Source organism: Rhodoferax sp. GW821-FHT02C08 (genome assembly GCF_059421805.1).
On record NZ_JBWKVR010000020.1, the window covers coordinates 1 to 23,944 of the forward strand.

Annotated in this window: 24 protein-coding genes; 13 read left to right on the forward strand and 11 right to left on the reverse strand. The window is 62.8% G+C overall.

Annotation, left to right across the window (positions count from 1 at the left end):
- Window positions 1-94 precede the first annotated feature (94 nt).
- Window positions 95-1,525: a hypothetical protein gene (locus tag AC07VY_RS20365; RefSeq protein WP_495099054.1), complete on the reverse strand. Its 1,431-nt coding sequence runs from the start codon at window positions 1,523-1,525 to the stop codon at window positions 95-97.
- A 302-nt stretch (window positions 1,526-1,827) separates the two neighbouring features.
- On the opposite strand from AC07VY_RS20365, the gene AC07VY_RS20370 reads away from it, so the two are divergent.
- Window positions 1,828-2,043 carry a hypothetical protein gene (locus tag AC07VY_RS20370; RefSeq protein ID WP_495099055.1) on the forward strand — a complete coding sequence of 72 codons (216 nt, stop codon included), beginning with the start codon at window positions 1,828-1,830 and terminating at the stop codon, window positions 2,041-2,043.
- A gap of 22 nt (window positions 2,044-2,065) precedes the next feature.
- Here AC07VY_RS20370 and ppsR read toward each other — a convergent pair whose 3' ends face one another.
- Both ppsR and AC07VY_RS20380 read right to left on the reverse strand, forming a co-directional pair.
- Window positions 2,066-2,887: a posphoenolpyruvate synthetase regulatory kinase/phosphorylase PpsR gene (gene ppsR / locus AC07VY_RS20375; protein ID WP_495099056.1), complete on the reverse strand. Its 822-nt coding sequence runs from the start codon at window positions 2,885-2,887 to the stop codon at window positions 2,066-2,068.
- On the reverse strand, window positions 2,884-3,825 hold the full coding sequence (locus AC07VY_RS20380) for a LysR family transcriptional regulator (protein ID WP_495099057.1): 942 nt from the start codon (window positions 3,823-3,825) through the stop codon (window positions 2,884-2,886). The genes ppsR and AC07VY_RS20380 overlap by 4 nt, the downstream gene beginning before the upstream one ends.
- A gap of 122 nt (window positions 3,826-3,947) precedes the next feature.
- On the opposite strand from AC07VY_RS20380, the gene AC07VY_RS20385 reads away from it, so the two are divergent.
- A complete protein-coding gene (locus AC07VY_RS20385) occupies window positions 3,948-4,319 on the forward strand; it encodes a DoxX family protein (protein WP_495099058.1) in 372 nt (123 codons plus the stop codon).
- On the forward strand, window positions 4,316-5,149 hold the full coding sequence (locus AC07VY_RS20390; protein ID WP_495099059.1) for a pirin family protein: 834 nt from the start codon (window positions 4,316-4,318) through the stop codon (window positions 5,147-5,149). The genes AC07VY_RS20385 and AC07VY_RS20390 overlap by 4 nt, the downstream gene beginning before the upstream one ends.
- Here the strand turns inward: AC07VY_RS20390 and AC07VY_RS20395 are convergent.
- Window positions 5,146-5,814 carry a transaldolase family protein gene (locus tag AC07VY_RS20395; protein WP_495099060.1) on the reverse strand — a complete coding sequence of 223 codons (669 nt, stop codon included), beginning with the start codon at window positions 5,812-5,814 and terminating at the stop codon, window positions 5,146-5,148. The two genes, AC07VY_RS20390 and AC07VY_RS20395, sit on opposite strands and share 4 nt — an antisense overlap.
- Before the next feature lie 14 nt (window positions 5,815-5,828).
- Window positions 5,829-6,773 (reverse strand): carbohydrate kinase family protein, encoded by a 945-nt coding sequence (locus AC07VY_RS20400; protein WP_495099128.1) that lies wholly within the window; start codon window positions 6,771-6,773, stop codon window positions 5,829-5,831.
- 376 nt (window positions 6,774-7,149) lie between these two features.
- Between AC07VY_RS20400 and AC07VY_RS20405 the strand changes: the two genes are divergently transcribed.
- Window positions 7,150-9,315 (forward strand): sensor histidine kinase, encoded by a 2,166-nt coding sequence (locus tag AC07VY_RS20405; protein ID WP_495099061.1) that lies wholly within the window; start codon window positions 7,150-7,152, stop codon window positions 9,313-9,315.
- Window positions 9,316-9,347: 32 nt separating this feature from the next.
- Here the strand turns inward: AC07VY_RS20405 and AC07VY_RS20410 are convergent, their stop codons facing one another.
- Complete coding sequence (locus tag AC07VY_RS20410) at window positions 9,348-9,980, reverse strand: LysE family translocator (protein WP_495099129.1); 633 nt, start codon at window positions 9,978-9,980, stop codon at window positions 9,348-9,350.
- Between the two features lie 237 nt (window positions 9,981-10,217).
- Here AC07VY_RS20410 and AC07VY_RS20415 point away from each other — a divergent pair, with 237 nt between their 5' ends.
- Complete coding sequence (locus AC07VY_RS20415; protein ID WP_495099062.1) at window positions 10,218-10,838, forward strand: response regulator transcription factor; 621 nt, start codon at window positions 10,218-10,220, stop codon at window positions 10,836-10,838.
- A 122-nt stretch (window positions 10,839-10,960) separates the two neighbouring features.
- A complete protein-coding gene (locus AC07VY_RS20420; protein WP_495099063.1) occupies window positions 10,961-12,259 on the forward strand; it encodes an MFS family transporter in 1,299 nt (432 codons plus the stop codon).
- Between the two features lie 58 nt (window positions 12,260-12,317).
- On the opposite strand, the gene AC07VY_RS20425 is transcribed toward AC07VY_RS20420, so the two are convergent.
- On the reverse strand, window positions 12,318-13,235 hold the full coding sequence (locus AC07VY_RS20425) for a LysR substrate-binding domain-containing protein (protein ID WP_495099064.1): 918 nt from the start codon (window positions 13,233-13,235) through the stop codon (window positions 12,318-12,320).
- A gap of 104 nt (window positions 13,236-13,339) precedes the next feature.
- Between AC07VY_RS20425 and AC07VY_RS20430 the strand changes: the two genes are divergently transcribed.
- From AC07VY_RS20430 to AC07VY_RS20455, 6 genes are all read left to right on the forward strand, one after another.
- A complete protein-coding gene (locus AC07VY_RS20430; RefSeq protein WP_495099065.1) occupies window positions 13,340-13,984 on the forward strand; it encodes an NAD(P)-dependent oxidoreductase in 645 nt (214 codons plus the stop codon).
- A 209-nt stretch (window positions 13,985-14,193) separates the two neighbouring features.
- On the forward strand, window positions 14,194-15,147 hold the full coding sequence (locus AC07VY_RS20435; protein WP_495099066.1) for an ABC transporter substrate-binding protein: 954 nt from the start codon (window positions 14,194-14,196) through the stop codon (window positions 15,145-15,147).
- A gap of 35 nt (window positions 15,148-15,182) precedes the next feature.
- The gene (locus AC07VY_RS20440) at window positions 15,183-17,558 is read left to right on the forward strand and encodes a putative bifunctional diguanylate cyclase/phosphodiesterase (RefSeq protein ID WP_495099067.1); all 2,376 of its coding nucleotides are present in this window, start codon (window positions 15,183-15,185) and stop codon (window positions 17,556-17,558) included.
- A 44-nt stretch (window positions 17,559-17,602) separates the two neighbouring features.
- The gene (locus AC07VY_RS20445) at window positions 17,603-18,091 is read left to right on the forward strand and encodes a hypothetical protein (protein ID WP_495099068.1); all 489 of its coding nucleotides are present in this window, start codon (window positions 17,603-17,605) and stop codon (window positions 18,089-18,091) included.
- Between the two features lie 429 nt (window positions 18,092-18,520).
- A complete protein-coding gene (locus AC07VY_RS20450) occupies window positions 18,521-18,727 on the forward strand; it encodes a hypothetical protein (protein ID WP_495099069.1) in 207 nt (68 codons plus the stop codon).
- Window positions 18,711-19,865 carry an HD-GYP domain-containing protein gene (locus AC07VY_RS20455; RefSeq protein ID WP_495099070.1) on the forward strand — a complete coding sequence of 385 codons (1,155 nt, stop codon included), beginning with the start codon at window positions 18,711-18,713 and terminating at the stop codon, window positions 19,863-19,865. The genes AC07VY_RS20450 and AC07VY_RS20455 overlap by 17 nt, the downstream gene beginning before the upstream one ends.
- A 26-nt stretch (window positions 19,866-19,891) precedes the next feature.
- On the opposite strand, the gene AC07VY_RS20460 is transcribed toward AC07VY_RS20455, so the two are convergent.
- The 3 genes from AC07VY_RS20460 to AC07VY_RS20470 all read right to left on the reverse strand — a co-directional run bounded on the left by AC07VY_RS20460 (window position 19,892) and on the right by AC07VY_RS20470 (window position 22,036).
- Window positions 19,892-20,404: a hypothetical protein gene (locus AC07VY_RS20460; RefSeq protein ID WP_495099071.1), complete on the reverse strand. Its 513-nt coding sequence runs from the start codon at window positions 20,402-20,404 to the stop codon at window positions 19,892-19,894.
- Window positions 20,405-20,479: 75 nt separating this feature from the next.
- Window positions 20,480-21,163, reverse strand: coding sequence for an alpha/beta hydrolase (locus tag AC07VY_RS20465; protein ID WP_495076331.1), 684 nt, complete (start codon window positions 21,161-21,163; stop codon window positions 20,480-20,482).
- Window positions 21,164-21,184: 21 nt separating this feature from the next.
- Window positions 21,185-22,036 (reverse strand): dioxygenase family protein, encoded by an 852-nt coding sequence (locus AC07VY_RS20470; protein ID WP_495099072.1) that lies wholly within the window; start codon window positions 22,034-22,036, stop codon window positions 21,185-21,187.
- 96 nt (window positions 22,037-22,132) lie between these two features.
- On the opposite strand from AC07VY_RS20470, the gene AC07VY_RS20475 reads away from it, so the two are divergent.
- Window positions 22,133-23,029 (forward strand): LysR family transcriptional regulator, encoded by an 897-nt coding sequence (locus AC07VY_RS20475; protein ID WP_495099073.1) that lies wholly within the window; start codon window positions 22,133-22,135, stop codon window positions 23,027-23,029.
- A 144-nt stretch (window positions 23,030-23,173) separates the two neighbouring features.
- Here the strand turns inward: AC07VY_RS20475 and AC07VY_RS20480 are convergent, their stop codons facing one another.
- Window positions 23,174-23,785 carry a DUF4142 domain-containing protein gene (locus AC07VY_RS20480; RefSeq protein WP_495076334.1) on the reverse strand — a complete coding sequence of 204 codons (612 nt, stop codon included), beginning with the start codon at window positions 23,783-23,785 and terminating at the stop codon, window positions 23,174-23,176.
- Window positions 23,786-23,944 lie beyond the last annotated feature (159 nt).

Genomic DNA, 23,944 nt, shown 5'->3' on the forward strand with positions numbered 1-23,944 from the left:
CCTACCATCAAACCCGCCATGGGCAAGCTCAGCGCCCCCAAGGCCGCCAGCACCAACGACGACGACTGGACCAGCTTTTAAGCCGAGCCTGCCGTCAGGGCGTGCTGCGGTCTTCGACCAGCATGCCCATTTCGTAGTGCTGGACCCGGGCGGAGGTTTTCGCCGATTTGTCCACCACCACCTGCATACTTTGGTCCAGCTGCCGGGTCAGTGTCACCGTCAGGCTGTCCTGGTCGTCGATGCGGGTGTAAAGGTAGCTTTGCGATTTCTTTTCGCTGGTGAGCTCCAGCTTCGCGGAGGCGTTTAGCGCGCTGTGGTAGTTGGCCTTGAGCCGGGATGTCTGCCGCTGCTGGATGCTGTCGGGCTTGTCGGCCGGGCCAGTGGTGCTGGTGGTCTGCAGCAAACTGAAGTCAAAGCGGTCGGTTTCGTCCAGACGCATGGGGTTGGTGGCCTGGGTCATGCCGGTGATGCGCAGCGCAAAATCAGCCAGGCCAGATAACAAAGCACTGTCCTTGATGGTCGGTGTGCCGGTACTGGCCGGCACTTGGGGGCTGTCGTTGGCATCGACGCCGTAGGACCGCTGCATGGACGCAAATGCGTCCTGGACAATGCCTATCCATTCGGCATTGCCATGGCCGCGGCTGCCGGCCTGGCTTATCTTCTGCAATTGTTGGGCGATGGCCTGCTCCCGCTGGGCCGGGCTGCCCCATAAAGCTGGGTTTTGCAGATTGACTTTCATATCCACCTGGTCGGTGGGAGAGCTCATTTTTAGGCTGCGCTGGCTGGCGTCGGCATGGAAGTCCAGGCGGTAGCTGTCGCCGTTGCGCAGCATCTGGCCCTTCAGGTCGATGCTGGACAGGACCGTGCTGTCGTAGTCGCCCAGGCCCGCAATATCCACCGTGGGCGGGTCCGCAGTGAAGCCTTGCACCGCTCTTTCAAAGCTGGCGGATAACTGCGCAATGGCCTGGCTTTCGGTGGCGCTCAAGGGGCCATTGCTGTGTATTTCCACGCCCAGGCCATCGTTCTGGTTGGTCAGGGTCAGATTCACCACGGTGCCAGAGCGGGTGCGTATGCTTAAAGACACTTTGGCCAATGCGTTGTTGCCGATGCTGGACAGCGCGGTTTTGGCTGCGGCATCGACGCTGGTGTTGCTGCTGGGAACATAGTTCGCCACGGCTTGCTGGTAGTCACCCGGCGTGGTTTTGAAGCGCTCCAGCAAGGCGCCTGCAAGGCCATTGAAGCGGTTTGCATTGCCCGTGGACGAGAAATTACGTGCCATGAGCTTGCTGACCGTGTCCTCGGATCGGCTTTGCCAAGCCTGCATGCTGGCAGGCACATAGCGTGTGGGCGCCATGTAGGTCCAGCTGGCGGCATGGGCTTCCAGCGCAGTGGAGTTGCTGACAATGGTAGACGGAACCTCGGCCGTAGCCAGTGCGGGGCCATCCGTCTCTGCCGATGCCGCGCCCCTCAGGCTGGTGACCGGCGTGGGCAGTGTGCTGGTGATCAGGTCGGAGCGTACAAGCATGGGATAGGGCCGGCAGTGAATGTATCTACTTTGTTATCGGTTTGTATACATTTAAATTAAATGGAAAGCATGAAAACGCGTAGACAGAATTGATGATGAAATAAGCCTGCAGCGCTTATTTATTCTGTGCAGTCCGCTACTAAATGGATAGCAATTGAGGTGTGAACATATACGCCTAAGCGCAAGCAGCACTACCCTTGGCGCGATAGCTGTGGCAAGATGGTTTCATGAGCCAAACCTTCGGAATGGAAGCGCCGCGAGGCAACCTTCAGACGTCATACCGACTGCCTGTGCGTTACCTCATGCTCATCGATTCGGGCGGCTCCATGGTGGCGCGCCTGTTTCTGGAGAACCGTGAATTGGCCGCCGAGTTCGATGCCACTGCGGAAGAGGTCACTGCCATGACGCAGGGCTTGCCGCCGCAGCGTGGCGCCCAGGGCCGCGAGTGGGATGTCGCGCTGCAGGGCCACAACGCCGACGAGCGCGCCAGCGCCATGCTCTACACCATTGCGGTGTAGGCGCCAAGCACCTGCCCAAGCCTCAGTACACCAGCCGTTCCGGCCGGATTTCCTGCAGGATGGTGGTGGCAATTTCTTCGATGGATTTGGTGGTGCTGGACAGCCAGCGGATGCCGCTGCGGCGCATCATGGCTTCGGCTTCGCTCACCTCCATACGGCAGTTCTCCAGCGAGGCGTATTTGGAGTTGGGGCGCCGCTCGTTGCGGATCTCGCTTAGGCGCTCAGGCTGGATCGACAGGCCAAAGATCTTTTTGCGGTATTCCACCAGGGCCGGTGGTAGCTGGCGGCGCTCGAAGTCTTCGGGGATTAGCGGGTAGTTGGCAGCCTTCAGGCCGTACTGCATGGCCAGGTACAGGGTGGTCGGGGTCTTGCCGCTGCGGCTGACGCCGACCAGGATCACATCGGCTTGGGCCAGATCGCGGTGGGTCTGGCCGTCGTCATGCTCCAGGCTGAAGTTGATGGCTTCGATACGGTCGTGGTAGGCCTGGCTTTTGCTCACGTCGCTGAAGCGGCCGATGCGGTGGTTGGACTTGATGCCCAGCTCGTTTTCCAGCGGATTCACAAAGGTGCCGAACATGTCCAGCAGCATGCCCTTACAGTTGTCCGTGACCACCTTCAGCACCTCCATGTTCACCAGGGTGCTGAACACAATGGGCCTCTTGCCTTCCAGCTCCGCTGTGTGGTTGATCTGGCGTACCGCCTGGTGGGCCTTGTCTACCGTATCCGTGAAGGGCAGGCGCACATGGCGCGGCGCCATGGAGAACTGCGCCAGGATGGCGTTGCCAAAGGTTTCGGCGGTAATGCCGGTGCCATCGGAGATGAAAAAGACGGTGCGGTCGGTCATATGGGCATTCTGCAGGTGGATGGGGCTGGCTGGACGGTCATGGTGTAGTTCTGGACTTTGTCCATCGTAAACGCAATGAAGCTGGCTACAGCGCGCGGCAGGTGGTGCCGGCTCAAGTAGACCAGGTGGATGCCCACGCCGCGCACCCCGTAGGCGGGCAGCACGGGCAGCAAGCGGCCGCTGTCTAGCAGCGGCTGGGCCATCATTGCTGGCAGCAGCGCCACCCCCAGGCCGGCTAGCGTGGCCTTGATCACTGCGTCCATACTGTTGGCGCAAAACCGCCCGTTGACGCTGATGTCGACGCTGCCGTCTGGGCCGTCCAGCCGCCAGCTGCTTTGGCCGCTGGCGGACTGTCGGGACACCCGGGTCACGCAATCGTGCCGAGCCAGGTCGCTGGGCTGCTCGGGCATGCCGCGTAGCGCCAGGTAGGACGGGCTGGCCACCAGTATGGTGTTGCTGACGCCGATCTGGCGGGCCACCAGGTTCGGTTCCAGCACCGTGCCGGCGCGCAGGGCGATGTCAATGCCTTCCCCAATCAGGTCGGCGCGGGCATCGTTCAGTACGAACTCCAGCCGTACCCGTGGGTGTGTTGCCAGGAACTCGGCCACCCAGTCCATCTGGAACCAGTTGAAGAAATCCGCCGGGGCGGCCACACGCACCGCGCCTTGTGGCTGCTGGCTGCCATCGACCAGCTCCTGGGCGGCTTGCGCCAAGGTCCGCACCTGGTCGGCGCAGCGCGCGTGGAAGCCGCGTCCGGCATCGGTGAGGGTCAGTTTGCGGGTCGAGCGCTGCATCAGACGCGCACCCAGGTGCTGTTCCAGACCCTGTATTCGCCGGCTCACGCTGTTGGCGGGCATGCCTAGGCGCCGGGCCGCAGCGGCAAAGCTGCCGGCTTCGACTACCTGCACGAACAAAGCCACGTCATTCAGGTCCAGCATGCAATTACTTCAAATTTTGGATGAGTGAAATCAAATTCTACCGACTAGTCGCCGTATTCATGCCTGGCTACGCTTGCGGCATACGGCGGAAGAGCCGGTCTTCAACTTTCAAAGGATTGTGTATGGCTTCATCGGTAAAAAAACAGGGGCATATCGTCTGGGCGGTGCGGTTGTTATTGGCTCTGGCATTTGGTGCGGCCGGTGTGGCCAAGCTGGCGGGCGTACCTATGATGGTGCAGAACTTCGAGCAGATTGGCCTGGGCCAGTGGTTTCGCTATGTAACTGGCCTGGTCGAGATCACTGGCGTGCTGCTGTTGCTGGTGCCGCGCACCGGCTTCTGGGGCGGGCTGCTACTTGGTCTGACCATGTTGTGTGCAATTGCTGCACATCTGCTGGTGCTCGGCGGCACGGCGGTGCCGGCCCTGGTGTTGGCGCTGCTTAGCGGCTTTGTTGCCTACCGGCTGCGGCCGCGCACCATGGTGGTGGCGGTATGAACGCGGTCGCAAGCACCTTGCGCCGCATCGTGCACCGCACGTATGACCAGCGCCACGGGCCTATCACCCGGTTGATGAGCCCGTCCGACCTGGGGCAGTACCTGAAGCCATTTGTGTTTCTGGACTTGTTTGATGCCGATGCAAGCGCCTTCCAGGGCTTTGGCCTGCATCCGCACTCCGGCATTGCCACGCTGACGTGGAGCTTGCAGGGCGACATGGGCTTTGAAGACACGTCGGGGCGCAAGGGTGTGCTGGCCGAGGGCGGTGTGGAGTGGATGCAGGCTGGTGGCGGCGCCTGGCATGCGGGTGGCCCTGGTGGTTCGGACCGCATGCGGGGCTTCCAGCTGTGGGTGGCTTTGCCAGCGGCGCTGGAGCTGGCACCTGCGTTCAGTAGCTACGTCACGCCGGATGATATTGCGCAAGATGGACCGGCCAAGGTCTTATTGGGCGCCTACGGTGCAGCCCGCAGCAGCCTGCAAGCACCATCGCACATCAACTACCTGTCGGTGCGTTTGCAGGCCGGGCAGCACTGGGAATACCAGCCACCGACCGGCCACAGCGTGGCCTGGGTGGCCTTGGGCGAAGGGGGCTTGCGATTGCCAGACACGCTACGCCATGGCGAGATGGCGGTGTTTGATGCATCCGAAGACACCATTGTCTTCCAGGCCGAAACCGATTGCGTGTTTGTGCTGGGTTCTGCGGTACCGCACCCGCATGATTTGGTGCTGGGCCGTTATTCGGTGCACACCAGCCAGGCCGCGCTGCAAAATGGCCAGGAGCGCATCCGCCAGATTGGTCAGCGCTTGCGCGCCGAAGGCCGCTTAGTCTAACTGCCCAGTGCTGCCGCGTCGGCCAGGAAGCCGCGCTCGGCATCCAACGTGGCGCTGTGGTCGAACAGCTCGCTGAACAGCTTGGGTGGGATGGTGATGGAGCCCACGCCCAGTTCCAGCAAGGCCAGGTAGGCTGCGCGCGAACGCACGCTGGCCACCAGCAGCCGGGTGTTGGCGCCACTGCGGCTGACCAGGGACTGCATTTGGCCGATCAGGGCCAGACCGTCTACGCCCGAATCCTCCAGCCGGCCCAGGTAGGGCGCGGCATAGGCGGCACCCAGCTGGGCTGCGAAGTGGGCTTGCTCGGGCGCGTACACGGCGGTGTAAGTGACCGGAATGCCTTCCGCACTCAACTCGGCGCCTGCGCGCAGGCCGTCGCGGGTGGCGGGGATCTTCACCACCAGTTGGCTGGGGTTGAATTCACGCACCAGCTGGTGCGCGTCGGCCAGGATGCCCTCGGTATCGGCGGCATGCACCTGGGCCTGCACCTGGCGTGCGCCCAGCTTGATGCAGGTGTTCAGCAATTTGGGCAGCGTGGCGCGGGTGATGCCGGCGCGGCGCAGCAGCGTGGGGTTGGTGGTCACGCCGTGGACGGCGGGGTGGGGCAGGCAGGTTTGCAGATCGGCCAGATCGGCGCTGTCGAGGTAGAGATGAAAGGCTTGCATGGTGTTCGGTCGGCTCAGGAGGCGGCGTCCAGCGCCACTTGCAGCTCGGCGCGGGTGGGTGGGTTGGCACCTTCGCGGGTGCAGTTGATGGCAGCGGCACAGGCGGCGAAGCGCAGCACGGCCAGCCAGGTAGCGTCGGGTAGGCTGTCGAGCTGGGCCACCTGCTCCACGCCGTGCTCCAGCAGGCCAACCGTCAGGCCGGCATCAAAAGTGTCGCCCGCGCCTATGGTGTCGGCCACGGTGATCTTGGGGGCGGTGATCTCCAGCGGCGCCTTGCCACGGCGGAACAGCGTGGCGCCGTCACCACCACGGGTGATGACCACGGCGCGCGGGCCGCTGGCATCGGCCATGAAGCTGGCGGCCACCTCGGCCAGGCTGAGGCCGGGCGCCAGCGCGGCAGCGTCTTCGTCGCTGAACTTCATCAGGTTGCTGGCGGCGGCCCAGCGCTGTACGTTGGCACGGTAGGCCGGCAAATCCTTGATCAGGCTGAGGCGCACATTCGGGTCGAACAAGACGATGCGTTGGCCTTGCTGCGCCAGCACCAGATCGGTGATGCGGCTGGCCGCTGGCTCGTGCAGCAGCGCGATGGAGCCAAATTGCAGAAAGCGGCAGCTATCGGGCAGGGCGGGCAGCACGGCGGGGGCCCATTGCGTATCGGCCGTGCCCTGGGTGTAGAAGGCGTAGCGGTTGGTCTGCGGCGTACGTTCGACAAAGGCCAGCGTCGATGGCGCATCGCTGCGCAGCACCCAGTCGGTGTTCACGCCATTGCTTTGCAGATGCTGCAGCAGGCGTTCGCCAAACAGGTCGGTGGACAGCTGGCTGATGAAACCTATGGGCTGGCCCAGGCGGGCGGTAGCGATGGCGCTATTGGTCGGGGCGCCACCTTCATGGCCTTCAAAGTTCAGGCCGCTGATGGCGGTGAAGTCGATCAGGGACTCACCGACGATGGCGATGCGGATGGCTTGCATGGTGTGTTCTTGCCTCTTGTTGTACGTCAAGATGGTGTGGTGTATCGGGTGCTTGCAATGGCGGCCGGCGGGGCTGCGCGCATGGCCATCTTACCGTGCTGAGGGGGCCCTTGACAGGCTGCCAGGCTCTTTCGGGTTACATGGTGTTTTATGCCTCTCGTGCAGAGAATACTTGCGCTATAAGCTATAAAAATAATAGTAAATTGCCTGGGCGGACTAGCCCGCGTGGCGCACAAAAAATACGCTTGTTGTTTGGCTGCACGTGGGACTGGTACGCAGTTGCGCAAAGCCAATACTTTGTGACGGTGCGCAGGGCTGCGATGTTGCTCATGCACAATGATTCGGCCCTTTTTCCTGTTCTGCATCCATGCCCTCCGCTCCATCTGCACCTATCGCTGCCGTGCCCGCATACCGGGCGTGGTGGGCGTGGTGGGCGTGGGCCGTAGCGGCCGTGCTGGGCCTAGCCTTGATCGCCGCTGCCGGCCAGTGGGCGGCGCGGCGTGAGGCCAGCTTCCAGCTGGACTCCATCCACCGGGCCATTGAGGTGCATGCGCTGGGCTTGCGGGGTGCGGCGGCCAAGTACAGCTACCTGCCGTTTACCGCCGCGCAGCACCCGGACGTGCTGGCGGCGCTGGCCCAGCCGCAAGACCCGGTGGCCCAGCAGCGTGCCAACCACTACATCGAAGAGGTGAACCGCCGTGCCGGCTCGGATGCGCTCTACCTGATCGACCTACAGGGCATGACCCTGGCCGCCAGCAACTGGCAGACGGCGCAGAGTTTCGTCGGCCAGTCGTATGCGAACCGGCCGTATTTTCTGGATGCGCGGGCTGGCCGCAACGGCCAGTTCTACGGTGTGGGCCAGACCACCGGGGAGCCGGGGCTGTTCATCTCCGCGCCGGTGCAGCAGGGCGGGGCGGTGCGCGGCGTGCTCACCGTCAAGGTCAGCCTGCGCCAGATCCAGGACACCTGGGCCTATGTGCGTGACCCCATTTTGCTGGCCGATGCGCGCGGTATCGTGTTCCTGGGCTCGGTACCTTCCTGGATATACCAGGCTAAGCGCGCGCTGGGCGAGGACGACCTGGCCTGGGTGCAGCGGCACCAGCAGTACGGCGCGCGCCACAGCTTTGCGCAGCTGCCCTGGCAGCGCGATGCGACGCCGGATGCCGAGGGCTACCGCGTGCGCACCAGCCTGGCCGGCCAGCCGCGCGAATTTCTGGCGGTGGACGAGGTCCTGCCAGACCTGGGCTGGACGCTGACCGTGATGGCCGACTATGCCGCCGTCACTCATGCCCGCGAACGTAGCTGGATGCTGGGTCTGCTGTGCGCCGGCCTGCTGCTGCTGGGCAGCCTGTACTGGCGCCTGCGCGAGCGCCGCTTTGCCGAGCAGCGCGATGCCCGCCGAGACCTGGAAGTGCGCGTGCGCGAGCGCACGCTGGAGCTGGACCAGGCCCACGCCTTCCGCAAGGCCATGGAAGATTCGCTGCTGGTCGGCATGCGCGCGCGCGACCTGGAAGGCCACATCATCTACGTCAACCCCGCTCTGTGCGATATGACCGGCTACCGCGCCGACGAACTGCTGGGCCGCCTGCCGCCATACCCTTACTGGCACCCGGATGATGTGGAACAGCACTGGCAGAACAACGAGGCCACCATGAGCGGCCAGGCCGCCATGTCCGGCTTCGAGTCGCGTATCCGCCACCGAGACGGGCATGACGTATTCACCATGGTCTATACCGCCAGGCTGATCGACGCCCACGGCCAGCACAGCGGCTGGATGAGTTCGGTGGTGGACATCACCGCGCAAAAGCGCGCCGAGCTGCGCCAGCGCCAGAACGATGAGCAGCTGCAACACGCCCAGCGCCTGGCCAGCCTGGGCGAGATGGCGTCCACCCTGGCGCATGAGTTGAACCAGCCACTGATGGCCCTGAGCAATTTCGCCAGCGCGGCCAAGGCCTTTGCTGAGCAAGGCAACCAGGCACTGCTGGGCAGCAGCCTTGATGAGACCATGGCCCAGGCCCAGCGCAGTGCCGAGATCGTGCAGCGCATACGCGGCTTTGTGCGCCAGCGCACCGCTGGGGCCGAGGACTGCGCCGTGCCGGCCCTGGTGGCGAATGTGCTGGCCCTGCTGCAGGGCGAGATGCGGGCACAGCAGGCGCGCGCCGTGCTGCGTGTGCCGGCCGACCTGCCCATGGTGCGCGGCGACCGCGTGCTGTTGGAGCAGGTGCTGCTGAACCTGCTGCTGAATAGCTTGCAGGCCATGCATGCCACCGCACCGGAACGCCGGGTGGTGGAGATCGACGCGGCTGTGGTCGCCGGCCGCATGCAGATCCGCGTGGCGGACCGTGGGCCTGGCATTGATGCTGCAATTGCGGAGCAGGTGTTCGCGCCGTTCTTCACCACCAAGGACGGCGGCTTGGGCCTGGGTCTGAACATCTGCCGCACGATTGTCGAAAGCCACCGTGGGCGATTGACGTTTGCCAACCGGGCGGATGGGGGGACGGTTTTTACGTTGGAGCTGGAAGTCTCAGTGTGAACGGTCTTCTGGATGGCGGTTCCATCAGGAAATCACCGCCGACTCTCCATGGCCATGCGCGTAGCCAGTCCGCCCAATACGGTTCCCATGAGCCAGCGTTGAACAGTCTGCCAGGAGGGATGGGACGCGAGAAAAATCGCAATGGAACCCGCCAGCACGGTTATTACGGCATTGACGCTAACGCTGACAAAAATTTGCGTCAGGCCCAATAGGAGGGATTGCACCAGAACACTGCCATGGTCGGGATCAATGAATTGTGGCAACAACGACAGATACATGATCGCGATCTTGGGATTGAGTAAATTGGTGATGAACCCCATCGTGAAAAGTTTTTTAGGGCTGTCCTTGGGCAAATTACGCACTTCAAACGGCGAGCGTCCGCCGGGCTTAACAGCTTGCCAAGCCAGATAGAACAGATAGGCCGCACCTCCGAGGCGCAGTACGTCATATGCGTACGGCACGGCCATCACCAAAGCAGTGATGCCAAATGCAGCGCATAGCATGTAGACAACGAACCCGAGTGCCACCCCGCCCAGAGAAATCAGTCCGGCCGTTCTCCCTTGACAAATCGAACGCGAAATGAGGTAGACCATGTTCGGCCCGGGGGTGAGCACCATGCCGAGCGAGACAAGGCCAAAGGCAAGCAAACTGGGGATTTCTGGCATGGGATCAGTCATGTAAATGGGAAATGAGCCCAAGCATATGCAAGCTGGGGACATCCGAATAGATACAGATCTATCCAGTTTTAAACGCTACAGCGAGCCGATTCCTTGTTTCAGATTGGCTACCGGCCATGAACGGGTATCGTATCTACCTCATTCTCGTCAGATACCTGTTCTGCAATGTCTGTGCGTTGGTCTCGGTTAGTCTCTGCGAACTCCGTTCCCTGTCTCCTGCCCCCCATGAAGCCAAACCCTCTTCCCCTGAACCTGTACGTCGTCGACGACGACGAGGCGGTGCGCCGCTCATTGGGCCTGTTGCTGTTGTCGCGCGGCCATGCGGTGCAGGCTTTTGCTTCCGGCGAGGCGTTTCTGGCCGGCATTGATCTGCAGCGCCCCGGCTGCGCCATCCTCGACCTGCGGCTGGGCGGCATCAGCGGGCTGCAGGTGTTCGAGGCGCTGCGTGCGCAGCAGAGCCCGCTGGTGGTGGTGTTTTTGTCAGGCCACGGTGATATTGCGATGGCGGTGGAGGCCGTGCAGCAGGGCGCGTTTGGCTGGCTGGAGAAGCCCTGCAACGACGAGCGCCTGCTGAACACGGTGGCCCAGGCTTTGCAGAAGGCCAGCGCCATCGCCGCCGAGCAGCAAGCCCGGCAGGCCGCGCAGGCCCTATGGGCCAAGCTGACGCCGCGCGAGATGCAGGTGGCCCGCCTGGTGGCCGAGGGCAAGCCGAACAAGCGCATCGCGCTGGATCTGGCGCCGCTGGAACTGCGCACCGTGGAGACGCACCGCGCCCATGTGTTTGCCAAGCTGGGCCTTTCGAACAGCCACGAGCTGGAGCGATTTTTGCGTGAGAATGCGCTCTAGCCATCCCTAGGTAATTACCCTTGCGTAGAGCTACGCAGACGCCGGGGCGGATTGCTACGGACGACAGAAGCACGGCATTGCAAGACACTGCCGACTACAAGTTCACCGAGACAAGGACGCCCATGACTGCCGTACTGCCCCTTCCCTATACCTTTGAAGAAAAGCGCAAGCGCATCTTCGCCATCGTGGCCGCCTCGTCGGGCAATTTGGTGGAGTGGTTTGACTTCTACATCTACGCCTTCTGCGCCATCTACTTTGCGCCGGCGTTCTTTCCCAAGTCCGACCCCACGGCCCAGTTGCTGAACACGGCCGGCGTGTTTGCCGCGGGCTTTTTGATGCGCCCCATCGGCGGTTGGATCTTCGGTCGTCTGGCCGATCGCAAGGGGCGCAAGACCTCGATGGTGGTGTCGGTGATGATGATGTGCGGCGGCTCGATGCTGATTGCCTGCCTGCCCACCTATGCCAGCATTGGGGCACTGGCTCCGGTGTTGTTGCTGACGGCGCGCCTGTTGCAGGGCCTGTCGGTGGGCGGCGAATACGGCACCACCGCCACCTATATGAGCGAGGTGGCGATGCGCGGTCAGCGCGGCTTTTACTCATCTTTCCAGTACGTCACGCTGATCGGCGGCCAACTGCTGGCGGTGCTGGTGGTCGTGGTGTTGCAGCAGTTGCTGGACGAGGCTGAGCTGAAGAGCTGGGGCTGGCGCATTCCCTTCGTACTTGGTGCGTTGACTGCCGTGGTCGCGCTGATGCTGCGCCGCACCTTGCATGAAACCACCACCGCGCAGACGCGCAGTTCCAAAGCTGCTGGCAGCGTGGCCGAGCTACTGAAAAACCATAAGCGTGCTTTGTTGGTGGTGCTGGGCTATACCGCCGGCGGCTCGCTGATCTTCTACACCTTCACCACCTACATGCAGAAGTACTTGGTGAACTCGGCCGGCATGTCGATCAAGACCGCCAGCAACGTGATGACCGCCTGCCTGTTCCTCTACATGTGCATGCAGCCGCTGTTTGGTGCCTTGTCGGACCGCATCGGCCGGCGCAACAACATGCTGCTGTTTGGCGCGTTGGGCACGCTCATGGTGGTACCGATTCTGACCACGCTGCAAAGCGTGACCAGCCCGCTGCTGGCCGGGGTTTTGATCACCGTCGCGCTGGCGGTCGTCAGCTTCTACACCTCGGTAGGCGGCATCGTGAAGGCCGAGATGTTTCCGCCCGAAGTGCGTGCGCTGGGAGTCGGCCTGTCGTATGCGGTGGGCAACGCCATCTTTGGCGGCAGCGCCGAGTACGTGGCGCTGGGCCTGAAGTCGATGGGCCACGAGTCTTACTTTTACTGGTACGTCACGGGGATGATGGTTCTGGCCTTCGGAGTCAGCCTGCTGCTGCCGCGCCAGGCCACGTATCTGCACGACGATCATTAAGAACGAAAAGTGCCGCTGGCGCAGGTAATACCTGCGCAGGCTGCTATCAAAATAGGAATTAGTCTGCCACCACACCCGGGTACACCCGGTCAAAGTAGGTGGCCAGCAGGTCCAGCGTGTGCCGCACCTTGGCGGGTTGGGCATCGCGCCGCGGGGTGACGGCGTAGACCGGCATGGGGCTTTGCCGCCATTGAGGCAGCACGGGCACCAGCCGGCCGTCGGCCAGGGCCTGGAAGTCTTCCTGCCGCACGGCCACGCAAATGCCCCAGCCCTCCACGCACATTGCGTGCAAGGCCGATACCTGGCTGGCCTGCACCCGGCCGCGCAGCTGCACCGTGCAGTGCTCGCCTTTCAGTCCGTTCAGCCCGTGCAGCTCCAGCGTGTCGAAAGTGGTGTTGTCGGATGCGCTGCCCAGCCATACATGCTGTGGCAAATCCTGCGGATGGCCTGGCCAGCCGTGTTCGGCCAGGTAGGCTGGGGCGGCGCAGAGCTGGCGCTCCATGCTGCCCAGCTTGCGTGCTACCAGGCTGGAGCTGGGCATGGCGCCCACGCGCAGCGCAATGTCTACCCGGGCTTCGATCAGGTCGATCACGGTGTCGTCCAGCAGCAGGTTCAGCGTCAACTTGGGGTGGCCGCGCAGCGGCGCCAGCGCGCTGGCCAGCAGGCTGGCAAAGCCTATGGGCGCGGCCAGGCGCAGCTCGCCCTCGGGTTCGTCGCGCAGCCGGGCTAGAGCCGATTCGGCCGAGCGCGCGGCCGCCACCATGGCCGCGCAGCCCACGTGGTAGCGGGCGCCGGCCTCGGTCAGCGTCAGCTTACGGGTGGAGCGGTGCAGCAGGGCCAGGCCCAGGGCTTTTTCAAGCTGGCGCAGATGCTGGCTGACGGCCGAGGGCGTCATGTCCAGCTGCCGGGCGGCCGCCGTGAGCGAGCCGCTGGCCACCACCTCTGCAAAGATGGCCATGCGTTTGAGTTGATCCATAGGCTTGATTGTGTAGCAGAGCTTCAGAGTAATAGCGAATTAAACCGTCTATTCATATCTTGGTGAAGAAATCACACTAGAGCCCTTTTCCACAGGAGCTTGATATGAAGATTGCACTGATTGGCGGCACCGGCTTTGTCGGCAGCGCCGTGTTGACCGAACTGCTCAGCCGTGGCCACCAGGTGACCGCGTTGGCACGCAACCCTGGCAAGTTCAGCCCCCAGCCCGGCCTGACCGTGGTGCCCGCCGATGTGCTGGACCCTGCCCAGGTGGCCAAGGCCGTGGCCGGTGTGGATGCCGTCATCAGCGCCTACAACCCCGGCTGGACCGAGCCGCAGATCCATGACCTGTTCCTGCAGGGCAGCCAGGCGATTCTGGACGGCGTGAAGCAGGCGGGCGGCAAGCGCGTGCTGGTGGTGGGCGGCGCGGGCAGCCTGTATGTGGCGCCCGGTTTGCAGCTGGTAGACACACCACAGTTCCCTGCCGAATGGAAGCAGGGCGCGCTGGCGGCCCGCGAGCTGTTGAACCGCATCAAGCTGGAAACCACGCTGGACTGGACCTTCCTGTCGCCCCCCATCCTGCTGGCGCCCGGCGAGCGCACCGGCAAGTACCGTGTGGGTGCCGACACGCCGCTGCCCGGCGTGGGTGACGCACCTTCGGGTATTTCGGCTGCCGACTTGGCAGTGGCCATGGTGGACGAGATCGAGACGCCCAAGCATGTGCAAAAGCGCTTCACGGTTGCCAACTGAGTAGCCAGCAGTTTTTAGTGAAATTTGGCACTAGCGCAGGTAGTACCTGCGCTAGTTGCTATCAAATCAGGAGTTTCGGCTAGCGCTTGCCAGAGCTTGCTGTTGGCCGCGCAACAAGGGTATGCCCGTTTCGCTTGTATGCAGGGATAGCGTATCTTGTTACCTATAGCATGTGTCGCTATGGCGTAAGAACTCAAGCTGGAACGCATATGAAATCCCTACTCATCCTGCTATGGGCCTGCTGCGCAATGGGTCTGCCTGCTGCGCAGCCGGCGGTGAAAGATGTGCACCTGGTCTTCATCCCCAAGGCCAGTGACCAGGTCTTTTGGGACGTGATGCGCACCGGCGTGGACAAGGCGGTGCAAGAGGACGGGCATATCCAGCTGACCTGGCGCGGGCCTGCGCACAATGACGACATCGATTCGCAGATCAAGATACTGCAGCTCTACAGCAAGTCCGGGGTGGACGCCATCCTGATCGCTGCCACCGACAGGGCGCGCCTGGTGGCGCCGGTGCGGCGTGCAGTGGCCATGGGCATCCCGGTAGTGGCCGTCGATTCGGGGCTGGACGGCAACCAGCACAGCAATTTTGTGACCTCTAACAACTATGCCGGCGGCCAGCTGGCGGCCAAGTCCCTGGCCGATCTGCTGGATAAAAAAGGCCGGGTCGTGGTGTTGCGCACGGTGGCGGGCAGCGCATCCACGGATGACCGGGCCAAGGGTTTCCTGGACTATATGAAGGCCAATGCGCCAGCGATCACCGTGGTGGCGGACGTGTACGGTGGCGGCTCGACGGGCCGGTCACGGCAGAGTGCGGTCGCCTTGCTGGGGGGGCACCAACCTCTGGACGGGGTTTTCGCGGTGAATGAAACTTCGACCGATGGCATGCTGCGCGCGTTGCGCGACACGGGGCAGGCCGGCAAGTTGCGTTTCGTCGGGTTTGACGCGACCGATTTTCTGCTGGAGGGGCTGAAGAAGCAGGAGATCAGCGGCCTGGTGATCCAAAACCCTGCGCAAATGGGCTACAAGGGCGTGCAGGCGGCGGTCGCTGCGGCCAGGGGTCAGGCTCTCAAAGAGGCCACCATCTTCACCGACACCACTCTGGTGACGCGTGCAAATTTCCAGAATCCTGAAATCCAGAAAATGATGTGTAGCAAATGCTAAGCACGTAAACACCTTCCGCGGTTAATCTTTGGTCCATGCATTTCTTGCAACCCACCAAGCAACGCTTGCCTCCGTTGAAAACCCGGGACAGATTGCGCAGCCTGAGCGTGGGCATTGTGATTGCCATGGCGGCGGGGCTGTTTGTGCCTGCCCTGATTGGCGTGATGACGCTCACGGATTTGCGCCAGGCACAGATCAACAAGGAGCTGGAGCGCTACCTGGACGACAAGATTCTGCTGCTGTCCAACAGCCTGTCGGCACCGGTATGGAACTACAACACCGCCAGCGTGAGCACCATTGGGCATGCCACCTTGCTGGACCCCCAGGTGGTGCGCATCGTCATCCGTGATTCCGACAAGGTGCCCATGCTGACGCTGGAGCAGCCCGAGCGGCGGCGGGGCAGCTCGCGGGTGGTCCAGTGGCCACTGACGTTCCAGGAGGCGGGCAATAGCCGCCAGGAGGTTGCAGGTTTTATTGAGATGGAAGTCGATAACAGCCTGAAGCAGCAGGAGTTTGAAAGCGACCGCCGGGCCTATTCCTTCATTTTGTTGGGCCAGTTCGTGCTGTCGCTGGGCTTTATCCTGCTGGCGCTGCATGTGCGCGTATTGCGGCCCTTGAACCAGTTGGCCTTGTTTTCCAACCGACTGGCCGGCGGCGATTTTGACCAGGCTGTGGGCTGGCAACGGCCGGATGAAATAGGCCGGCTGGCGATGCAGATGGACCATATGCGCAGCGACCTGAAGGCCGCGTTTGCCGAACAGCAGGTGATACTGGGCAATGTGCCGGTGGGCGTTGTGTTTGTGCGCGACGGGGTGGTCCATCTGGCCAATCACTATGCCCAGGACATTTTTGGCTATAGCCAGTCGGACATGGCGGGCTTGTCCGCCGCATTGCTGTATCCGCCCGGCGCGTCCTCCCGCGCGCCGGAGCATGGACCTTCCGACGATGTGCTGTTCTTGCAGCGCCAGGACGGTTCGCAGTTCTGGGCCCATCTGCGTAGCCGCAGCCTGTACCCCGAAGCACCACAAGCCGGGTCCATCTGGGTCATTGAAGACTTTACCGAGCGCAAGGCCATCGAAGACGAGGTCAAGAGCCTGGCCTTTTACGACCCCCTGACCCAGTTGCCGAACCGGCGCCTGCTGCTGGACCGGCTGAAGCAGGCACTGATGGCCAGCATGCGCAGCGGCAGCCTGGGGGCCTTGCTGTTCATAGACCTGGACCACTTCAAGACCCTGAACGACACGCTGGGCCATGACAAGGGCGACCTGCTGCTGCAACAGGTCGCCCGGCGCCTGACCAGCTGCGTGCGCGAGGGGGACACCGTGGCGCGCTTCGGCGGCGACGAGTTCGTGGTCATCCTGGAGGGCCTGGGCGGCCATGTCGACGAGGCCGCCGCCCACTGCCGGGCTGTGGGTGGGAAGATATTCGACGTGCTGAACCAGCCCTATGTACTGGACGGCCATGAGCGCCGTAGCTCGCCCAGTATCGGCATTGCCTTGTTCGATGGACGACACAACGCCGTGGAGGAATTGCTCAAACAGGCGGACCTGGCCATGTACCAGGCCAAGACCTCGGGTCGCAATACCTTGCGCTTTTTTGATGCCGCCATGCAGGCCGTGGTGACCTTGCGCGCGGCGCTGGAGGCGGACCTGCGCGAAGCCCTGCTGCAGCAGCAGTTCAGCCTGTACTACCAGCCGCAGGTGCTGGGTACAGGGCGGGTCACCGGGGCCGAGGCCCTGCTGCGCTGGCAACATCCGCTGCGCGGTATGGTGAGCCCGTCCGAGTTCATTCCGTTGGCCGAGGAAACCGACCTCATCGTGCCGTTGGGCCAGTGGGTGCTGGAGACGGCCTGCCAGCAGCTGGTGGCCTGGGCGCAGCAGCCCGGCACGGCCGGCTTGTCGATTGCGGTGAATGTCAGTGCCCGGCAAATGCAGCGCGATGACTTTGTGGATCAGGTGCTGGCGGCCGTGCGCCGTACCGGCGCCCAACCGCAGCGCCTCAAGCTGGAGCTGACCGAGAGCCTGCTGGTGAACGATGTGGAGACCACCATCGCCAAAATGGATGCGCTGAAGGCCGAGGGCGTGGGCTTTTCGCTGGACGATTTCGGTACGGGCTATTCATCGCTGACCTATCTGAAGCGACTGCCGCTGGACCAGCTGAAGATCGACCAGGGCTTCATCAAAGACATTCTGGAAGACCCGAACGACGCGGCCATAGCCAAGATGATCATCGCACTGGCGGCCACTCTGGGGCTGGCGGTGATCGCCGAAGGTGTGGAGCGCGAGGAACAACGCCTGTTTTTGGCCCGCAACGGCTGCGATGCCTACCAGGGCTATCTGATGAGCCGCCCGCTGCCGATCGCTGAATTTGAGGCCGTGCTGGAGCGCAGTCTTCGCGTCATGGCCGAGTAACAAATACTTGCTCCAATCGCTCTTTGTCTTCAACGGGCGGACACATGGGGCTTCAAAAAACCGATAAGGCGCGTGCCGAACTGCAACCCGGATGCCGCAGTCTGGGCCAGCGGGAGCGTGCACTGCTGCTGTTGGCAGATGGGCGTAAGACCGTGCAGGAGGTGGCCGCGTATTTTGGCCACGAGGGCAAACAGCTGGTGTTGCAGCTCTTGCGCGACGGCTATCTGAGCCAGGACGTATCGGCTGTTGCCGCGGCGGTTCAATCCGCGGCGGTAGATCCGTTTGACGGCAAACGATCGCTGGCCACGACCCGTATGTTTCTGTTCGATATTTGCGAGCGCATGTTTGCCAAACGTGACCCGGCCCAGGCGGAGTTCTTTCGTGAGGCCTTGCGCAAGGCCCGCGATCGCGCGTCCATGCTGGAAGTAGGCCGCGCGATGCTGGACGAGGTGGAAAACACCGCAGGAGCCGAGCGCGCCGACTCCATCCGCGATCGCATCGCCATGCTGCTGCCGGAGGAGCTGGCGGTCTGAGGGTATTGCTGGGGTTGAGATTGAAGCGGTGGCATTGGATGGCTGAGTATTTGGCCCCAGGTCGCGTGCGCATCGCACCGCATGCCATCACGTAGTAGGCGGCGGTGTTCGGGTTGTGTAGCTGCTTGCTGCGCGTAGCAACCCTTGGCGTGTCTAGCTCCGGATGCTATGGATGCTTGCCAATAGAAGCTTGGCTACGCCACTGGCTGTTAAATAGGGTTTCCCCGTGGCTTCTCTACAGGCATCAGGTTCATACTAAAAGTTGACGATGCTTGTGTGCTGGTTGATTTTTTTGCTGGAATGGCATGGTGTTTTTGGGTGTTCGTTTGATATAAATTGATTGCGCGAAGCTGGCCAACGCGAAAGCCTGAGCCAGGGTCTGCGGACCACCGCCACGGGATTGAAAACTTCAACGCGCAGGGGTTATCCATGAGGCGAAATCTACCGGTTACGCAGCACGAGTACGTCTTTCCTGCTGAGCAGACCTCGGGCATTTCCCAGATCAACGAGGCGGTTTCTCAGATGGACTCTCTGACCCAGCAAAACACGGCCACGGTGGAAGAACTTGCCGCCACGGCCAAGTCGCTGCGTGGGCAGGTGGATGCGGCTTCACTGTGTTGTGAACATAAGAATTGATGTTCGTACCATGAGCCCAGTCCACTACTCACTGATGTCAGTTCAGCAGGATGAATTCAATATTTCAGTGCATCTGAAAACGATTCACTCTGCCATCGCTGCCAGATATCCTGCGATTGATCGTGTGTCGCTCGCCACCTACGATGAGACATCCGACATGCTGAAGACATTTGTCAGCAGCAGCATGGATGGCGTAGTGCTGGAGCACTACGAATCCAAGCTAGCCAATGTGCCCGCCTTGCGCTCGATTGCGCAGAATCGACAAATCCGTGTGGTGGACGACATTGCCCAGGAATTTACGTCCTCGAACCGGCACACTGAGTGGCTGAAGTCGCGTGGATACCGGTCCAGCCTGACGGTTCCTTTTTTTCTGGGTAGCAAGCTGGCGGGCTTCCTGTTTTTTGATTCCAAGCGGGTCCGCTCTTTTGACCCGGACATGACGGAGTTCTTGACGCTGTTCTCCAATCTGATTTCGCAGCTTTATCTACTCCAGCTGCAGGTGGTGCATGGCATCGTGGGCAGCGTGCACATCGCCAGTGGCTTGGCACGTATCCGCGACCTGGAAACCGGGGCACATCTGGACCGCATGGCGGCCTATTCCCGGCTGATAGCGCGCCAGCTGGCACAGTCGCATCAACTCAGTGATGAATTCATTGAATACATCTTTTTGTTTGCGCCACTCCATGATGTGGGCAAAGTGGGTGTGCCCGACAGCATATTGCTCAAACCAGGTCGGCTGGATGCCGACGAGTGGGTGTTGATGCGCAGGCACGTGGAAATTGGCGAGTCCATCGTTGTGCAAATGGGTATGGACTTGGGACTGGGCGATAGCATGGCTTTCGAAATCATGCGCAATATCGTGGCCTGCCACCATGAGCGGGGCGATGGGTCCGGCTATCCCAGGGGACACCTGATGGCGGACATTCCCTTGGAAGCGCGCATTGTCGCGGTAGCAGATGTCTATGACGCCCTGTCCAACAAGCGCCCCTACAAAAGTGCGTGGACCGAAGAGGCCGTCGTCGCCGAGATGCAAAAGGAGGCCGCTAGCGGAAGGCTGGATGCAGATTGCGTGGATGCATTGCTGAGTCTCCAAGCAGAGAGGCATGCCATCATGCAGCGTTGCAGTGATGAGGCATAGGGCTTAGCCGTCGGCGGCTTCAGTGGCTACCAGCGGATTTCCGCAAATCCCAGGTGGTGCATGAACTCCCGCAGTATCAGCAGCGTGGCGGCAAAGCTCGGGGTGTCTGGAATGCCCGCGCTTGCCACGGGCCGGCCCTGGGATAGGGCAGCGAGCAGATCGAACAGGCGTTCGATCGTATCGATCGACATGCTGCGACCACGTACGCCAACCAGGTCGGCCATGGCTTGCAGGGCTGGGTCGGCGCTGAACAATGCCATGTTGCCGGCAACGATGCTGCGGGCCAGGGTGACTTCATCCTCCACGACCATGATGGCGTTCTCGATTTCACCGGGCGTGGGCGGCGTGTGCTTGAAGAACGCGGCCGCCGTTTTCTGCGACCCGATGGCCAGCGACAGCACTGCGCTCGGCATTGCGTCGCGGCCTACGGCCAGCGCCGTGGCGGCCTTGCCGATATGCAGCACGGTGATCGCTGCACCCGGGGGGAGTTGGAGGCGTGCGGCGGCGTAGTCGCGCTGGATGGTGGTGTCGGCGTCCATGGTTTTCTTAAAGGAAATATGCCGCTGGTGCAGGTAATACGTGCGCTGGTAGCTATCAAATCAGGAGTATTCACCTCATTGCGCGGGCAACACCTTGTGCAACCAGGCCAGAAAGTCGGCATGCGTGGCCGCGCTGATACCGTGGTCCATGGGATAGAGCCGGGTCTCGTGGGCCACACCCAGCATGGTCAGCAGCTCGTCGGCGCGCTCGGCCCAGGCGACGGGCAGCTTGCTGTCGGCCGTGCCGTGGGCCACAAAGGCTTGCAGCTGGTGCAGGCGCGCTGGCGCGGCCAGGTGCGGCTCCAGCTCGGGCAGGATGCGCCCGGACAGCAGGCCGAAGCCCGCCACCCGCTCGGGCGTGCTCAGGGCCAGGCTGGCCGACATGATGCCGCCTTGGCTGAAGCCGGCCACCACGGTGCGCTGCGGGCTGACGCCATAGGCGGTTTGCAATTGTTCGACAAAGCGGATCAAGGTCAGCCGGCTGCTCTCGGCTTCGGCCGCATCGATGCGCGGCCCCTGCGCGCCAAAGGCCACGCGGAACCAGGCGAATTGCTCCGGGCCCAGCGTCAACGGGCCGCGCGCCAGCACCACCAGGGTATTGGGCGGCAGGTCGCTGGCCAGGTCCGCCAGGTTGGTTTCGGAGCCGCCCACGCCGTGCAGCAGTACTAGGCAGGCCTGGGGCTGGGCGGGGGCGGGTTGCAGCAGGCGGAATGCCAGGCTGAAGTCGGGACTGGTCTGCAGGGGGCTCAGGGTGGGCATGGCGGATGTTCCAGGTTGCATTCAGTGGGTGGTTTCAGTGCTGGCTGCGGGCAGACCCCAAGCATAAGACTCCATGGCCAGCACGTGGTAGGTGGTACCCCCATCCAGCACCTGCACGGGTTCGGCATGGCCGCGTGCGCCCATGGCCACCAGCAGCGGTAAAAAGTGTTCTTCGGTGGGGTGCGCCCGTTGTGCGTGCGGGGCTTGCTGGCGGTAGTCCACCAGCTTCTGCGTATCGTTCTGGCTCACGGCCTGGCGCACCCAGCGGGTGAAGTCTGTGACGTACTCGGCAGAGACGCTGTCCGGGCCGGCCTGGAAGTCCACCTCGTACAGGTTGTGCGTCATGCTGCCTGTGGTCACCACGGCCACGCCCAGGGTACGCACGGCGGCCAGTGCCTCACCCAGCTGCAGGGCGGTGCCAGCGTTCAGACCCAAGGGCAGGGACACCTGGAACACCGGCACATTGCCGGCGGGCAACAGGTGGCGCAGCGGAACCCAGGCGCCGTGGTCCAGACCGCGCTGCCCGTCCATGCTGGTGGGCCAGCCGGCGGCAGCCAGCAGCTCGGCCACCTGGGCCGCCAGGGCGGGGTGGCCGGCCACGGGGTAGTGCAGCGCGTACAGCGGCGCGGGGAAGCCACCGAAGTCGTGCACCGTCTCGGGCGCGGGGCTGGTGGACACGCGCACGCCACGGGTTTGCCAGTGTGGCGACACCACCAGCACGGCTTTGACGCCCTGCAACTGCTGGCCTGCGGCCTGCAGCAAGGGGCCGAGCCGGCCAGGCTCTAGCGCAAACGTGGGGGCGCCGTGGGAGATGAAGAAAACCGGGGCCAGGCTGGCGGTGGCAACGGCGCTGATAGGGGTGGCTGAGGTCATGGTGGTGTCCGGTGAAAGCATGGACTCCACTGTATCTATGGCTGTTGCGGAGATAAATGACCTGAAATAAGATTCATTGTTTCAGTGAGTAAGACAATGGACCGTTTCCTGGAGATGCAAACCTTCGCGGCTGTGGTGGATGCCGGCAGCTTTGTGAAGGCGGCTGACAGCCTGGGCTTGTCCAAGGCGGCGGTGTCGCGCTATGTGGCGGACCTGGAGGCCCGCCTGGGTGTACGCCTGCTGCAGCGCACCACCCGGCGCCTGTCGCTGACCGAGGCGGGCCAGGTGTTTTACGCACGCAGCAAGGAGCTGCTGGCCAGTGTGGACGAGGCCGAGGCGGAACTCACCTCGCGCAGCGGCGCGGCCAGCGGCCTGCTGCGCATCAATGCGCCGGTCACCTTTGGCATCCTGCACCTGGCGCCGCTGTGGGGGCTGTTCCGCAGCCAGTACCCGGATGTGGCGCTGGACCTGACGCTGGCCGACCGGGTGGTGGATCTGGTGGAGGAGGGCTACGACATGGCTATCCGCATTGCCACCCTGCCCAGCTCCACGCTGGTGAGCAAGCGCCTGGCCAGTACCCGCATGCTGCTGTGCGCGTCGCCTGCCTATCTGGCCGCGCATGGCACACCGCTGCATCCGCGCGAGCTGGCCCGGCATGCCGTCGTCGCCTATACCTATTGGGCGGCCAAGGACGAGTGGCATTTTGACGGCCCCGAGGGGCCGGTCAGCGTCACCACCCGGCCCTGCATCCATGCCAATAACGGTGACACCTGCCGCGCAGCGGCGCTGGCGCACCAGGGCATCATTCTGCAGCCGGGTTTTCTGGTGGGCGAAGACCTGGCCGCCGGTCGGCTGGTCGAGCTGCTGCCGGCCTATCGATCGCTGGAGATGGGTATCTACGCGGTGTACCCCAGTCGCAAACATGTGCCGCCCAAGGTGCGGGCGCTGGTGGACTTTCTGGCGACGGCGTTTGCGCAGGTGCGGGCTTGGTAATGTCGGTTGGGCCAGTTTGGCCGGTGTGATGGGCTGGGGAAGGCGGCCCTGTGTCCGCTGAAGGTTCAGTGTCAAAAAGGGCCGCTAGCGCACATTTTGTATGCGCAAGTAGCTACTAAAAATGTAGCGTTCGCACGGTGCCGCTTATGCGGGAACCAGCTGGTTGGCCGTGTCCAGGTTGCGCTGCATTGCCGGCAGCAGCTTGTCGGCCAGCAGTTTCAGCTCAGGGTCCTTGGCCGTTTTCTGGATCTTCTGCAGCAGCTCCACCGCGGTTTCGTGGCCACCCACGCCGACGCGCTTCAGGTACTGGCTGTCAAAGGTGTTGCCAGACAGCGCTTTCAGGGCGGTTTCCTTGGTCTTGTTCACCACGCCAACGCCTTGCGGAAGTTTCACGTTCTTGGCCGCACCCAGCTGCTCTACCTCGGTCAGAGCTTTGGTGTGTTCCTCCATGACGTCCTGGGCATACTTTTTCACATTGGCGTTCTGCGACTTTTCCAGGGCCAGCTTGGCGGCCTCTACTTCGGACCGCGTTGCTTGCGCCAAGTCGCCCAGCATGGCACTGTCGGTGAAACTGAGTTTGCTGCTGTCTGCCGTGGCGCCGGGGGGGGTATCGGCCATGCTGGGCACACCCGTGGTTTGCGACCAGACCGGTGAGGCCGATAGTGCCAGGGCAGATACCGCCAGGCCGGCCAGCGCAAGTTGGGCTCGGCGCTTGCGAGGCGACCGTGTCTGCAGGGGGGGAGATGGGTGGAACATGGAATACCTCCTTCAATCGGTGGAATGAAGTTGCAGTGGCAGCACCCACGCACATCTTTTGCCTGGGCCGCATGCTGCAACGGCTAGGGTTTCAGTGTCCCTCCAGGGGTGGTCCATGTCCGCAGGAGATGGCCTCCGTCCTGCGTAGGACATTTCTGG